10 protein-coding genes are annotated in these 13,788 nt (G+C 57.5%); 3 read left to right on the forward strand and 7 right to left on the reverse strand.

The features are described 5' to 3' along the window. Positions 1–8: 8 nt before the first annotated feature. The 7 genes from HX866_RS13345 to HX866_RS13375 form a co-directional block, all read right to left on the reverse strand. Entirely contained in the window at positions 9–4,868 is a 4,860-nt protein-coding gene (locus HX866_RS13345) for an NAD-glutamate dehydrogenase (RefSeq protein ID WP_177092232.1), read from the reverse strand. 402 nt (positions 4,869–5,270) lie between these two features. Beyond that, positions 5,271–6,332, reverse strand: coding sequence for a glycosyltransferase family 2 protein (locus tag HX866_RS13350; RefSeq protein WP_218179695.1), 1,062 nt, complete (start codon positions 6,330–6,332; stop codon positions 5,271–5,273). 17 nt (positions 6,333–6,349) lie between these two features. Next, complete coding sequence (locus HX866_RS13355; protein WP_177092233.1) at positions 6,350–7,093, reverse strand: ABC transporter ATP-binding protein; 744 nt, start codon at positions 7,091–7,093, stop codon at positions 6,350–6,352. Between the two features lie 13 nt (positions 7,094–7,106). Beyond that, complete coding sequence (locus HX866_RS13360; protein ID WP_371319252.1) at positions 7,107–7,901, reverse strand: ABC transporter permease; 795 nt, start codon at positions 7,899–7,901, stop codon at positions 7,107–7,109. A gap of 95 nt (positions 7,902–7,996) precedes the next feature. Then, on the reverse strand, positions 7,997–9,343 hold the full coding sequence (locus HX866_RS13365) for an ABC transporter ATP-binding protein (protein ID WP_177139967.1): 1,347 nt from the start codon (positions 9,341–9,343) through the stop codon (positions 7,997–7,999). After that, positions 9,333–10,139, reverse strand: coding sequence for an ABC transporter permease (locus HX866_RS13370; RefSeq protein ID WP_256344921.1), 807 nt, complete (start codon positions 10,137–10,139; stop codon positions 9,333–9,335). Before HX866_RS13370 ends, HX866_RS13365 begins: the two co-directional genes overlap by 11 nt. A 76-nt stretch (positions 10,140–10,215) precedes the next feature. After that, positions 10,216–11,193 (reverse strand): glycosyltransferase family 2 protein, encoded by a 978-nt coding sequence (locus HX866_RS13375; RefSeq protein WP_371318773.1) that lies wholly within the window; start codon positions 11,191–11,193, stop codon positions 10,216–10,218. 213 nt (positions 11,194–11,406) lie between these two features. Here HX866_RS13375 and HX866_RS13380 point away from each other — a divergent pair, with 213 nt between their 5' ends. From HX866_RS13380 to HX866_RS13390, 3 genes are all read left to right on the forward strand, one after another. Continuing rightward, positions 11,407–11,763 carry a hypothetical protein gene (locus tag HX866_RS13380; protein WP_177139968.1) on the forward strand — a complete coding sequence of 119 codons (357 nt, stop codon included), beginning with the start codon at positions 11,407–11,409 and terminating at the stop codon, positions 11,761–11,763. Between the two features lie 101 nt (positions 11,764–11,864). Beyond that, positions 11,865–12,617, forward strand: coding sequence for a CDP-diacylglycerol diphosphatase (locus tag HX866_RS13385; protein ID WP_177139969.1), 753 nt, complete (start codon positions 11,865–11,867; stop codon positions 12,615–12,617). 210 nt (positions 12,618–12,827) lie between these two features. Further along, a complete protein-coding gene (locus HX866_RS13390) occupies positions 12,828–13,787 on the forward strand; it encodes an AAA family ATPase (RefSeq protein WP_100942931.1) in 960 nt (319 codons plus the stop codon). The last annotated feature ends 1 nt before the right edge of the window (position 13,788 follow it).

Here is a 13,788-nt window from a genome sequence, read left to right on the forward strand (position 1 = left end):
TCAGGCTATCAAAGCGCTGGTTGACCGCTCAACGCCAGGTCCATCAGCTCACGGTTAGCCACCGCGTACATGGCGTAGTCGGTGCCGCTGGCGGCACGGATTTCCACCAGCATCGAACGCCAGCGCTCGGCCATGCTCGCGTTGCGCTCAAGCCACAGGGCCACGCGGGCTTCCATGTCTTGCGGCGCGTCGGCCAGTTTCAGCACCGAGATGGTGATCGCACGTTGCTGCCAGTCCACATCGTCGCGGAAGGTTTCACGGGCCTGGGCCTGCCAGTTGTTGGTCACGCGCAGGTCGCTGATCTGCTGGGAGTACCAGGTCAGGTCCAGCGCACTGCCCACCGCGAAGTAGGCCTTGGCCACTTCGGCAGCATCGTGACCGGTCACGTCGGCGGCTTCGATGATCGGCAACAGGGTGTACAGGTGCGTGGTACCAGCCACCATACGCGCCAGCAACTCCGGCACACCGGCTTTGACATAAGCCTGGTAACGCGCCTGCCAGACGTCCCGGGTCGGGCCTTCCAGCAGTTCGTCGAGTTTCAGGCCCAGGGCCGCCAGGTGCGGACCGAAGTGAGCGACGTCGCGAGCAGCATCCTGCTCGTTGCGACGGCTGCGCAGGAACCAGCGCGTGGCACGACGGCCCAGGCGCATCAGCTCATCCATCAGCTCCAGTTGGGTCTCGGCCGAAACCTTGTAATCCAGGGCCTCGATCTGACGGAACCAGTGCGGGAGATGGAAGATGTCACGCACGATCACATAGGCGCCGGCGACGTTCGCCGGGCTCATGCCGGTGGACTCCTTCAAGCGCTGCACGAAGGTGATGCCCATGTGGTTGACCAGGTCGTTGGCGATCTGGGTGCTGACGATCTCGCGCTTGAGGCGGTGACGGCGCATGGCGTCGGCGAACTTGCTCACCAGCATCGGTGGGAACGCGGTTTCCATGTCGCGGGTCAGGTACTCGTCGTCCGGAACCTTGGACTCGAGCAACGCCGCCTTGAGGTCGATCTTGCTGTAGGAGATCAGCACCGACAGCTCGGCACGGGTCAGGCCCTGGCCTGCCGCAACGCGCTCGACCAGTTGCTCTTCCGACGGCAGGAACTCGATGGCACGGTCCAGCTTGCCACGGCCTTCCAGGTCGCTCATCAGGCGCTTGTACTCGGCGATCCGCTCAACTGCGCGACGGGCCGCCAGGGACAGGGCCTGGGTCTGCTTGTAGTTGTTGCCGAGGACCAGGCCGCCGACTTCATCGGTCATGCTGCCCAGCAGCTGGTTACGCTGCTTCTCGGTCATATCGCCGGCCTGCACGACTTCGTTGAGCAGGATCTTGATATTCACTTCGTGGTCGGAGCAGTCCACACCACCGGCGTTGTCGATGAAGTCGGTGTTGGAACCGCCGCCATTGAGGCCGAACTCGACGCGACCGAGCTGGGTCATGCCCAGGTTGCCGCCCTCGCCCACTACCTTGCAGCGCAGTTCGTTACCGTTCACGCGCAGCGCATCGTTGGCCTTGTCGCCGACATCGGCGTGGCTTTCGCTGCTGGCCTTGACGTAGGTGCCGATACCGCCGTTCCACAACAGGTCCACCGGAGCCTTGAGCAAGGCGTTCAGCAGTTCGGTCGGGGTCAGCTTGTCGGCGCGGATGTCGAAGCGCTCTTTCATCTGCGGGGAAATCGCGATGCTCTTCGCACTACGCGAGAAGATACCGCCGCCTTCGGACATGAGGGTCGCGTCATAATCCGACCAGGCCGAACGCGGCAGGTCGAACAGGCGCTGGCGCTCGACGAAGCTGCTGGCCGGCTCCGGGTTCGGGTCGATGAAGATGTGCAAGTGGTTGAAGGCCGCGACCAGCTTGAGCTTGTCGGACATCAACAGGCCGTTGCCGAACACGTCGCCGGCCATGTCGCCGACGCCCACCACGGTGATGCTGTCTTCCTGGACATTGATGCCACGTTCGCGGAAGTGGCGCTGTACGCCGACCCACGCGCCCTTGGCGGTGATGCCCATCTTCTTGTGGTCGTAACCCGCCGAACCGCCGGAAGCGAAGGCGTCGCCGAGCCAGAAGCCGTAGTCGATGGCAATGCCGTTGGCGATGTCGGAGAAGGTCGCGGTGCCTTTGTCCGCCGCCACCACCAGGTAGGGGTCATCGTCGTCATGACGCACGACGTTGACCGGCGGCACCAGGGCACCGTCTTTCAGGTTGTCGGTGATGTCCAACAGGCCCGAAATGAAGATGCGGTAGCAGGCGATGCCTTCGGCCGCGATCTCGTCACGACCGCCGCCCAGTGGCAGGCGACGCGGCAGGAAGCCGCCCTTCGCACCCACCGGCACGATCACCGAGTTCTTCACTTGCTGGGCTTTTACCAGGCCCAGGACTTCGGTGCGGTAGTCTTCTTCGCGGTCCGACCAGCGCAGGCCGCCGCGAGCGACGTTGCCGAAACGCAGGTGCACACCCTCGACCCGTGGCGAGTAGACGAAGATTTCGAACTTCGGCACTGGCTTGGGCAGCTCGGGAATCGCGTGCGGGTTGAACTTGAAGCTGAAGTACGACTTGTTCTGGCCGTTGGCGTCGGTCTGGTAGAAGTTGGTCCGCAGGGTCGCCTTGATCAGGTCAAGGTAGCGACGCAGGATGCGGTCTTCGTTCAGGACCTGGACGTCGTCCAGGGCGGTCAGGATCGCTTGCTCCAGGCGCAGTTGCTTGTCGTCGAGGTCTTCGACGCTGAGCTTGCGGGCCAGGTAGAAACGGGTCTTGAACAACCGGGTCAACTCGCGGGCGATGTCGGTGTGGTTGTTCAGGGTGCTGGCGATGTAACCCAGGTCGAAGCCCAGGCGGATCTGCTTCAGGTAACGGGCGTAGGCACGCAGCAGCGCCACGTCGCGCCATGGCAGGCCGGCAGTCAGTACCAGGCGGTTGAACGCATCGTTCTCGGCATCGCCACGGACGATGTGGACGAACGCGTCCTGCAGGGTGTCGTTGAGCTGCTGGATATCCAGCTCCAGGCCTTCGGCAGCGGTGAAGGCGAAGTCATGAATCCAGAACTCGCGGCCGTTGTTGTGGCGCAGGCGGTACGGGAACTCACCCAATACCCGCAGGCCGAGGTTTTCCAGGATCGGCAGCACGTCGGACAGCGCCAGTGGCGTGTCGGCGTGATAGAGCTTGCAATGCAGCTCGCGTTGGCCGGAGACCTGGCCCAGCGGCTGGTAGAAGCTCATCACCAGCGGATTGCTGTCGTTCAGGCTCAGCAGGTGCTGCATGTCGACCACGGCCGAGTGCGCGGCGAAGCGCTCGCGGTAGCCGGCCGGGAAGCCTTTCGGGAAGTCCGCCAGCACGTTGGTGCCCTGTGCTTCGCCGAAGCCTTCGACCACCAGGCTCTTGTAGTCGTCCTGCCAGCTGCGGCAAGCCTGGACCACTTCGTTTTCCAGTTGCAGCGGATCGATGTCGATGCGGTTCTTCGGATCGACCCGCAGGATCAGTTGCACACGGGCCAGCACGGACTCGGAGAAGAAGGTCCAGAACTCGCAGTCGGTAGCTTTCAGGCGATCCATCAGCACTTGCTGGATCTTCTGCCGCACTTCGGTGGAGTAGACGTCACGCGGCACGTAGGCCAGGCAGTAGCAGAAACGACCGTACGGGTCCTTGCGCAGGAAGACACGGATCTTGTTGCGTTCCTGGATCTGCACGATCGACATCACGGTGTTGAACAGCTCGTCCACCGGGGTCTGGAACAGGTCGTCGCGGGGCAGCACTTCGAGGACCTGGGCCAGTTCCTTGCCCAGGTGGGCCTTGGCCTGGAAGCCCGAGCGGCGCTCGACTTCGGCAACCTTGCGGCTGATGTAAGGAATCACCCGCACGCTTTCGCCGTACACCGAAGAGGTGTAGAGGCCCATGAAGCGGCATTCCTTGACGACCTTGCCGTCGGCGTCGATCTCACGGATCGAGACATAGTCCGGGTAGGCGTTGCGGTGCACACGGCTCGGGTGCGCGGCCTTGGCGAACGACAGCGGCGTCGGTTCGCGCAGGTAGTTGACGGCGTAGTCTTCGATGCGGGTGTCGTCGGGGGTCAGGCCGGCGCGCAGCAATTTGGTCAGGCCGAGGAAGGAGCTGGCGTCATATTCGATATGACCGCCGTCCTGCTCGTCACGGACCACGAACTCTTCGTAGCCGAGGAAGGTGAAATGGTTGTTCACCAGCCACTGCAGGAAGGTCTTGATCTCGGCTTTTTCTTCCGGATCGATGGCGAACGGGCTGGCATCGATACCGGCCAGCAGGTCCTGGACCTTGGTCTTCATCGGTTCGAAGTCGGCGACCGCGATGCGCACTTCCGTCAGGACCTGTTCCAGCTCCTTGGACAGCACGCTCAGCTCGGCGGTGTTGGCGCAGCGATCGATTTCCAGGTACATCAGGGATTCTTTGTCGATCCCCTCGCCCTGGGTGCCCTTGGGCAGGACTTCGAGCAACTCGCCCTTGCTGCCGCGACGCACGCTCAGCACGGTGGTTTGCAGGGTGTGGATGCTGTAACCGCGGCGGTTCAGTTCGGTGCGGACCGAGTCGACCAGGAACGGCAGGTCGGGGTGCAGGACCTCGACGGCTGTGTGGGTCGACTGCCAGCCATGACGCTCGTAATCCGGGTTGTAGGCGCGAACCTGTGGCTGGGTGTGGTCGAAACGCTCCAGCAGACGCCAGGCCGAGAGGGTGCAGCCGGCGAGATCGGAGAGCCGACGCTGGGTCAGTTCGTCCAGGGAGATGATGCCGAAGAACTGCTCAGCGAACAGCGCCACTTGTGGCAGTGCCTGTTCGTTGATGTGCTGCGCCAGTGCCGCCTGCAGTTGGTGCTGGAAGTCGGCTTTGCTGGCTGCGGTGAAGAACGCCATCTGTGGTACTCCGCTTGGGCTTGTTATATAGAGAGAAGCGTCGCGTTTTCTTCCCCGAAAAGGGGGACCTGCATCACTCTGCAGGGTGAAGCTGGGCAGTACAGAGTGACAGGTTGATGAAGCTGGCCGCGACCCAGGGGTCACATTCACGTTCAAGATAGTCGCACACGACGTTAACGGCCGGGTGCACAGGCTGTATTTTCGCGGGCGACGCTCCGTTGCGCAGCTTAACGAGTGCGCGAACGCCGCTGCTTGCGGTGCTGCGACATATTCGGACATTGGCTGGTAGGGAGGGCAAAATGGGGCGCGTCAGGCACTGGACGCATGGGTGCGTCCGACCACGCCGAGCACCCTCTGATAGGCGTGCCCATACGCACGAATCATCTCATTGGTGGCAAACACCTAGAAACGAATGATTCGATTCAGCAGGGAGTAACGGCGGACTCGAGCCAAAAATCGAACCAACTTCACTGACGGCAACGACACTAACCTGACCAACAGGCCCAACTTGAATTTAACTTTTCGAGGTACGTGCTTGTTTTCGAAAACCTTGACAGCGTATTTTTTTAGAATCCCATTCACTTCATCACGATGCTGAAAGTTTATCCTGGTGGCCTTGATGGCATCCAATATAAACATATTTCCGAAACGCGGCATTAGACAGTCGCGAAAATAGTAGCGCGCTTTGTCTTCCTCATCAGGGAACAGTCCACAGAGCTTTTCGAAGTAGCGATAGCGGCTGCGGCTCATCTTGATGCCATACGACGTACTGGCCGAGTGAATGCACCAGACGGTCACAGGCTTATCGATATAGTAGTTAGTATATCCCTTGCGAAAAATACGCATAAACAAGTCATCATCTTCATAACCCGTAAATTGCGGATCGAAACCGCCTACGGCATTAAAGGCCTTGACACAGATCAGTGACGCAGAGGGCAACACAAACATATCATAGCGCAGCAAATCGATAATCGATCGTTTTGGATGGCTGGCATGTTCTTTTACCATGCTGGTGCGCATGATATGGCCGTCACCATCGGCCTCATACAAATCAGCGTACACAAAACCCAGCCGGGCATCACGTGCGGGGATACCCTCAACCAAAATTTCGATGTGATTTTCGAGATAGAAGTCGTCCTGATCCAAAAAGCACACATAGTCGCATTTACACGATGCTACACCAACGTTGCGTGCAGAACCCTGACCGCCGTTCTCCTTGTCAATAAGAACAAATTCGTACCTTTCCTGCAGCTTGTAAAGGGCTTCCTGCTCCTCAGCCATTGAGCCATCGTTGACCACAATCACTTCATCCGCCGGAATCGTTTGAGACTCAATACTGACTAATGCACGTTCGATAAAGTCAGCACCATTGTAAAACGGGATGATAACCGCGACGGTCACCTTGGCCTGCATTGCTTTAAAGTAGATCATAGGCGCCTCAAACACTCCACTAGCTTCTGTCATTTCAAAGTCTCCAACAATCAAATCTGGTGATAGTGATTGATGGCCGCGTCAACACTACCATCAAAAATAACTGAGCCGTGCTGCAGGACCAGCGCCCGATTGCAAGTTTTCCTAATCAAATCGAACGAGTGGCTCGCCAAAATTAGAATCTCCGTTTTTTCCAACAAAGAATTCATGCGATCTTCAGCTTTATTAGTAAAATGTTCATCACCGACCGACAACCATTCATCCATGATCAAGATTTCAGGCTTAAGCACAGTAGAAATAGCAAAAGCCAATCTCATGCTCATGCCACTTGAATACGTTCGGATAGGCATTTCAATAAACTGCCCCAACTCCGAAAATCCAATGATTTCATCTAGCTGTTTCTGTATCTCTTTCTTACTTTGGCCCAGCAATGCGCCCCGAATGAAAATATTCTCTCGCCCCGAGGACTCCGGATCCATGCCCAGAGAAATATCAATCAGCGAGGACACCCGACCCTCGATAGTGGCTTTACCACTGGAGGGAACATAGATTTTGGTCAGTACCCTGAGCAGCGTACTTTTGCCCGCGCCATTATGGCCGATCAAGGCAACCTTCTCACCGCTCTTGACGCTAAAGGACACATTCGCCAGCGCCTTGATCACCACACGTTGATGAGCATTGGAGTGCAGCCTGCCACCAGTGGCGGTCTGGATGAGCTGACGTTTCAACGAACGACTGCTTGCTTCGAAGATTTCAAACTCAACAGACGCATTTTCGAGTTTAACGTGTGCCATAACAAACTCAGCCTCAGAGCCAGTACGCTATTTTGTTTCGACAGGCGCCATAGGCCGCCAGTGAAACCAGCCAACCCACCACAGCCATACCCATACTGATGATCCAGCTGTCGAGAGACGGGATATTGCCCAACAGGGGAGCGCGCACAACTTCCAACATGTGATAGAAGGGATTCCAACTCAGCAGCAAGGTGCTGGCACGAGCGGGCAGCAAGTGCGGCATCCAAATAATTGGAGTGAGGTAAAACACCACTTGGAAAAAACTTTGCAGCAACTGTGGAACATCTCTGAAGCGGGTACTCAGCACGCCGAACAACAGTGCCATCCAACTGACATTGATCACCATCAACACAAAGCCGATCAGGCTGAGTAGCACAACGAAAGAAACAGGCTTCAGAAAGCAGAGATACACAAGAGGCAAGATAATCAGGTTATGCAACAGGATGGCACAGTGGCGCCAGATCACTCGAAACACATGAATAGGCAGCGGCACCGGCAATTGCTTGATGATGGAGGCAGACGAAATGAAGGCATTGCAGCCATCAGTGACGCAGCTAAAGATAAACCCCCACAGGATCAGGCCCAGCGTCAGGAAGGGCAGAAAATCAGCCATGGGTGAGCTGAAGATATTTCCGAACACGAGCCCAATCGTCGCGATCATGACGCCCATGCTGATGGTTAGCCAGAAAGGACCAACTTTCGACCTTTTATAACGTTGTTTTACATCCTGCCAACCCAGCATTAAAAAAAGCTGGCTTCTGGCTAGACTTTTTGCAACATCACCTGCCGCTAATTTAAAATTATTCACTCGTCCCACCTAGCCTTAGAGTTCAGGGCTTACGCAAAAGCCATCTGAATGGAGGGTCTTTACAGTATTTTTGGCACAGCCCCTAAAAGCGCGCTCTATTTAATCTGGCACACATTGATAAGACTTATAGTGATAAACGGACTACTGATGATTCCTGTCGACACGGGATCACGATGCGACCTGATCAACAGGGCCTCGTGGCACCAGTGCAGTGGCTTGTGATCATGTTGCTCGCCGTCAGCAATCAAAACCTGGATGACATAGTCACCCTTGGCCAGACAAGGCATGCAGAACTCAAACTCCGCCGACAACATAGAGCCTGCTGGAGCAGTACGATCCTTGCCGATCTGACTGATATAGGTGTTGTCGCCGAAGAGCGTCTGCCCCAGACGATCCTTTATAAAAAAACCGATAATGGGGCTTTCCAGCAGAACAACGGTCTGTGCCTCGACTTTGAGCGTGACACGCTCGCCATCCAGCAACCATGTCGATCCGGCACCCGAAGAGTCGTTGAGACTGACGTCGACAATACGAGCGTCTTCCCCACCAAAAGCATCTACAGCAGGCGCCTGTGGGTCGAATCGAATAACTTCCAGACCATTCGAATTGATTGTGGCGCCGCGCTGATCACACAGCTTCAGGCTGCCGTGGCCATGGCACTTGATCATGTTTCTATGGCCCGCCGGGGCCGCCAGCTCATCACTCTTCGAACGAAATAAGTCTTCCAGGTACGCCTCGCAGATCCGCTGAGATGGCCCCGTCTGCTTTTCTTCCCCGCGGTCCAGCCAGATCACCCGATCACACAGATGGATAAGGGCTGCCGTATCGTGGCTGACAACAATCAGCGAATGTTCTTCCTTGAACTGTCGGAGAAACCGCATGCATTTCTTGAAAAAACAGGCATCGCCCAGGGAAAGAGCTTCGTCGATCACCAGGATATCGGCGTCTACGTGGGCAATAACCGCAAAAGCCAGGCGGACGTACATCTCGTTCGAATAGGTCATGAGCGGTTGCTCCATGAACCCACCGATATCCGCAAAAGCCGCAATCGCGGAAAAGCGCAGATTGATTTCCTCGAGGCTCAGCCCATACAGCGCGGCCGCCATATAGACATTTTCACGCCCGGTAAGCTCGGTATTGAAACCGCCCCCCAACTCCAGCAGTGCCGCAACACGTCCCTGAACGCGCAAAGCCCCGGAGGTAGGCCTCAAGGTTCCATAAATCAGCTGCAGCAGGGTCGACTTGCCAGACCCCTTTTGCCCGACAACACCAATGGCCTCGCCCCTTTTCAGTTCGAACGAGACATCCTTCAACGCCCAAAGCTCCCGATAGCGGCACTTTCGCCCCGGCAACAGCACTTGAAAGAGCCGATCACTGGCCTTGTTGTAGATCGGATAGCACTTGCTGAGTCCCTCGGCACAGATGGCAATATCAGAGGACATCGGCAAATCCTCCACGGGTTCTCTGGAAAAAAACCAGCCCGAGCCAGGCCACCAAGCCACTGACGAGTAACGACAGGCACCAGGATCCGAGATCAGGCAACCGGTCCCAAATCAATACCATTCGGGCATTTTCAATCACCCGAGCCAATGGATTCAGGTACATGAGCCGCTGGAATCCCTCAGGCAACGCGGTGGCGGGATAAAAGATCGGTGACAGAAACAAGAGGGCAGTGACTGATGCGTCAACCCGGTGACCGATGTCGCGAAAGTAAGCTCCCAATGACGCCAGGCCCCAGGACACACCGAGGGTAAACAACAGCAAAGGCAGGATCACCAGAGGTAGCAGCAGTGCAGTCAGAGGCGGCCGGTGGAAAAACAGTGCATAGAACAGCAGCCAGACACATAGATTGACCAGAAACTGAAACAGCGCACCCGCCAGCAACACAACCGGCAGCACTTCAAGAGGAAATACGATTTTCCTGACATAGCTGCCGTGGGCCAGCACCACGCCCGGCGACCGGCTGACACAGTCAGAGAACAGATTGAAAACCGCCATGCCGATAAAAAGAATCAGGGAAAACTCAAACAACGAACTACTGTCGGTTTCCCAACGAAACTTGAATATGCCGCCAAAGACAAAAGAGTAGATAGCCAACATGAACAGGGGATAAATCAGCGACCCGAGTACACCCAGTAATGAACCACGATAGCGCCCGATAATGTCACGCCGCGCCAGCATCACCGCGAGACTTCGGTGACGCCATACTCCTCTCGACCTGCTGGTGAATTCATCCATCCGGTCAATGCCTCTGAAAATCAAAAAACAACGACCTCTCGGTCGAGCTAGACAAGCAGCCAATAACAAAAGGCTTTCAAATCTTTCTGATCAACGTGGCAAACAGCAGCCCCAGATTGCCACCAAGCGTCTGCCGATAGACGCCAGAACGGCGGATACCGGCGACCCGCTGGAGCAGCGATTGATCTCGGGCTGTTTTAAAAGCTGAAAGAACTTCGAGACTCTGCTTATCCAAACGATGGCTCATCACTTCCAAGGCTCGGATGTTTTTCCTGTTCCACTCATGAAAGCGCCCATGGATCACCATCCACAACCGATAAAAGCGCGCCCACCAACCGGCATTGCTGCCCACCAGATTGCTCTTGTGCTGACGGTAGAGGGTCTTGGCATGGGGATCGTAGAAGACCACCCCACCCTCGCTGCCGGACACCAGTTGATAAGCCCACCAGTCATGGGAAACAATGGCGATATGCGGACCCGCTTCGCGGAGAATCTCCCGGGCAGCGTGATTGAACACCATCGTATTGCCGCCACCGATACTCTGTACCAGGGCATTGGCAAACTTCGGTGGCTGAGAAAATCTCGGCGACTGGCCAGCGGCGATACCCAACTCACTGATCAATTGTGTGCGACCACAATAAAGTGCCGGGACCTGCTCCGGGACACTTTGCAGCCACATCAAGGCGGTTTCGAGTTTGTCTTCGTTCCAGATATCGTCCTGATCGGACCAGGCATAAAAGTCCGCCTGAACTTCAGCACGACAGGTCAACGAGAGAAAATTGGCCGCAAATCCCTTCTTCGGACCAGAGAATACTTTCAGGCGCTCCGCGGGCCAGCCACTGGCACAACTGCGGACGACGTCCAGGGTTCCATCCGTAGAGCCGTCGTCGGATATCGCCAGGCTCCAATTGAAATGGCTTTGGCGCTCAAAGGAGTTGATCTGTTCGGCCAGAAAGCGCTGGCCATTATAGGTACACATCAAGATTGAGACTTTCAATGCCCCGCCCTCCGCGAAAAGATTTTTATAAAAAATCTTCAACCGGACGACGAACACTGAAACTCGGCTTGGCAGTGATTATCAGCACTTCAGTCGGCAGCGTCTACTGTCAGAAATGACAGGTCTGTACGAGTCCGCCTGACAATAGTAATAGTTAAACCACATCAGGATGCTTCTTATAACTATTGAGCTTCCCGTCATTCAGCCCTGAAAAATATCCCGGATGCAGGCAAAATAGCGCTCCCCCTCGCCCAGACAGGACGCTCCCCCATGCAGCTCAGTACCGCCCACCTTATCGTCAACCCCTGCGATGACGAAGAAGACAACATGGCCATGCTCTGCTGCCATAGCGACAAGGGCGAGATGTTCCTGATGACCCGCTACCCCGACGAGGACGAGCTGGAGATCACCCTCGATGGCGATCCGTCGACCCTGGACGGGGTCAAGGTCACCTTGAGCGCCACGCGCCTGCTGATCGAAATCGCCGCCGCCGATGCCGACGTCCTCAACGGCGACGATCACCTGGAGATCCAGCACCAGACCGCCGCGGCCGACCTGGCCGAAGTCGAACAAACCCTGAAAAACATTCTCGACGGCACCGGCACCTATATCAGCGAACTGGGCTGACAGCCGATTGGCTTGAAACATCCGCGATCAGAATCGACACAAAAAAGCACGAAGAGCTGGTTTAGAGTGTCCTGGTTTTTACTTCTGATCAGGAAAGTGGCATGAGTAAGTGGCTGAAAATTTCAGGGCTGGTGTTGGTGGTCGCGATACTGGCGGCGGGGTCCTGGCTGATCTGGGGGCTTGGCAAAGGTAATGCGCTTTGGCAGATCGTCAGCCAGCAATGCGTGCCCCATCAGCAGGACGCCGGGAACCCCGAGCCATGCCTGATGGTGGATCTGCAGCAGCACGTTGCCTTGCTCAAGGATCGCAAGGGCCCCCTGCACAACCTGACCATTCCGACGGACCGGATCACCGGCATCGAGAGCCCGCTGCTGTTGCAGGACAATGACTACGCCTTTTTCGCCAGCGCCTGGCAGCAACGTGGGCGCCTGTCCGCCGAAGCCGGCAAACCGATCAAGGAAGCGTTCCTCTCCCTGGCCATCAACTCGCCGTACGGCCGCTCCCAGGGCCAACTGCATATCCACCTGGCCTGCCTGCGCCCCGAGGTCTACCAACAGCTGGTCGAACACGCCCCGCAGGTTACCCGGGAATGGCAACCCCTGACAGTCAAGCTGAGAGGTCATGAGTACCTGGCAAAACGCCTGAACGGCCAGGACCTGAAACAGGAAAACCCGTTCAAAGTGCTGGGTGAGTACGCCGGCAAACAGGGCGACAGCCTGTCCTACTACGGCCTGGCGCTGGTGGTAGCGCCAGGCGGCGATCTGCTGTTGCTGGCCAACCGTTTGAGCCTGAAGGACTTCAGCCGCGGCTCCACCGAGGAAATCCAGGACTATGGCTGCGCATTGGCCCAATAACCCGTAGCGCCCCTCGCCCTGCCCGGTGGAAAATCGCCAGGGCGGGGCAACTTGCAGGAGATGATTCTCAACAAGGTAAGACTTTTCCTCAAAATCCATAAAAATCCCCATAGCCGTTAGTCGCCACCGCCCCCGATGCATTAAAGTAACGCCCCCAGCCGTGACATTAATTCGAATGCCGTCGGCCACCCTCTCCAGGAACACTCATCGATGGAACATCGTGAAGCGCTGCTTGCGCTGCGAACCTTTCTCTCCGCGCAGATCCTTGGCCAGGAAAAATTGGTCGAGCGCCTGCTGATCGCACTGCTGGCCGACGGTCACATGCTGGTCGAAGGCGCCCCGGGCCTGGCCAAGACCAAGGCCATCAAGGAGTTGGCCGAAGGCATCGAAGCGCAGTTCCATCGCATCCAGTTCACCCCCGACCTGCTGCCCGCCGATATCACCGGCACCGAGATCTATCGCCCGGAAACCGGCAGCTTCGTGTTCCAGCAAGGGCCGATCTTCCACAACCTGGTGCTGGCCGACGAAATCAACCGTGCCCCGGCCAAAGTCCAGTCGGCGCTGCTCGAAGCCATGGCCGAGCGCCAGGTCAGTGTCGGGCGCAGCACCTACGACCTGTCACCGTTATTCCTGGTCATGGCGACCCAGAACCCCATCGAGCAGGAAGGCACTTACCCGTTGCCCGAAGCCCAGCTCGACCGTTTCCTGATGCACGTCAAGATCGGCTTCCCCGATGCCGCGGTGGAACGCCGCATCCTCCAGCAGGCCCGGGGTGAAGCCCTGAACGGCGAAACCAAGCCGGAGCGCCGGGTCAGCCAGCAGGCGATCTTCGCCGCCCGCAAGGAAATCCTCGGCCTGTACATGGCCGATGCGGTGGAGGAGTACCTGGTGCAACTGGTGATGGCGACCCGTACACCGGCCAAGTTCGACCCGGAAATGGCCGAGTGGATCGCCTACGGCGCCAGCCCTCGCGGTTCCATCGCCCTCGACCGTTGCGCACGGGCCCATGCCTGGCTGGCCGGGCGCGACTTCGTCAGCCCCGAGGATATCCAGGCGGTGCTGTTCGACGTGCTGCGTCACCGCATCATCCTGTCGTTCGAGGCCGAAGCCGCCGGGATCGACCAGGACCGGGTGGTGCAGCGCATCCTCGATGTCGTCGCCGTCGCCTGAC

The organism is Pseudomonas gingeri, assembly GCF_013386165.1.
Classification (GTDB): domain Bacteria; phylum Pseudomonadota; class Gammaproteobacteria; order Pseudomonadales; family Pseudomonadaceae; genus Aquipseudomonas; species Aquipseudomonas gingeri_C.

Excerpts from the sequence above, each read along its gene's own strand:
- HX866_RS13365 (WP_177139967.1), bottom strand. The coding sequence starts at position 9,343 with ATGTCCTCTGATATTGCCATCTGTGCCGAGGGACTCAGCAAGTGCTAT.
- HX866_RS13350 (WP_218179695.1), bottom strand. The coding sequence starts at position 6,332 with ATGACAGAAGCTAGTGGAGTGTTTGAGGCGCCTATGATCTACTTTAAA.
- HX866_RS13390 (WP_100942931.1), top strand. The coding sequence starts at position 12,828 with ATGGAACATCGTGAAGCGCTGCTTGCGCTGCGAACCTTTCTCTCCGCG.
- HX866_RS13385 (WP_177139969.1), top strand. The coding sequence starts at position 11,865 with ATGAGTAAGTGGCTGAAAATTTCAGGGCTGGTGTTGGTGGTCGCGATA.
- HX866_RS13355 (WP_177092233.1), bottom strand. The coding sequence starts at position 7,093 with ATGGCACACGTTAAACTCGAAAATGCGTCTGTTGAGTTTGAAATCTTC.
- HX866_RS13380 (WP_177139968.1), top strand. The coding sequence starts at position 11,407 with ATGCAGCTCAGTACCGCCCACCTTATCGTCAACCCCTGCGATGACGAA.
- HX866_RS13345 (WP_177092232.1), bottom strand. The coding sequence starts at position 4,868 with ATGGCGTTCTTCACCGCAGCCAGCAAAGCCGACTTCCAGCACCAACTG.
- HX866_RS13370 (WP_256344921.1), bottom strand. The coding sequence starts at position 10,139 with ATGGATGAATTCACCAGCAGGTCGAGAGGAGTATGGCGTCACCGAAGT.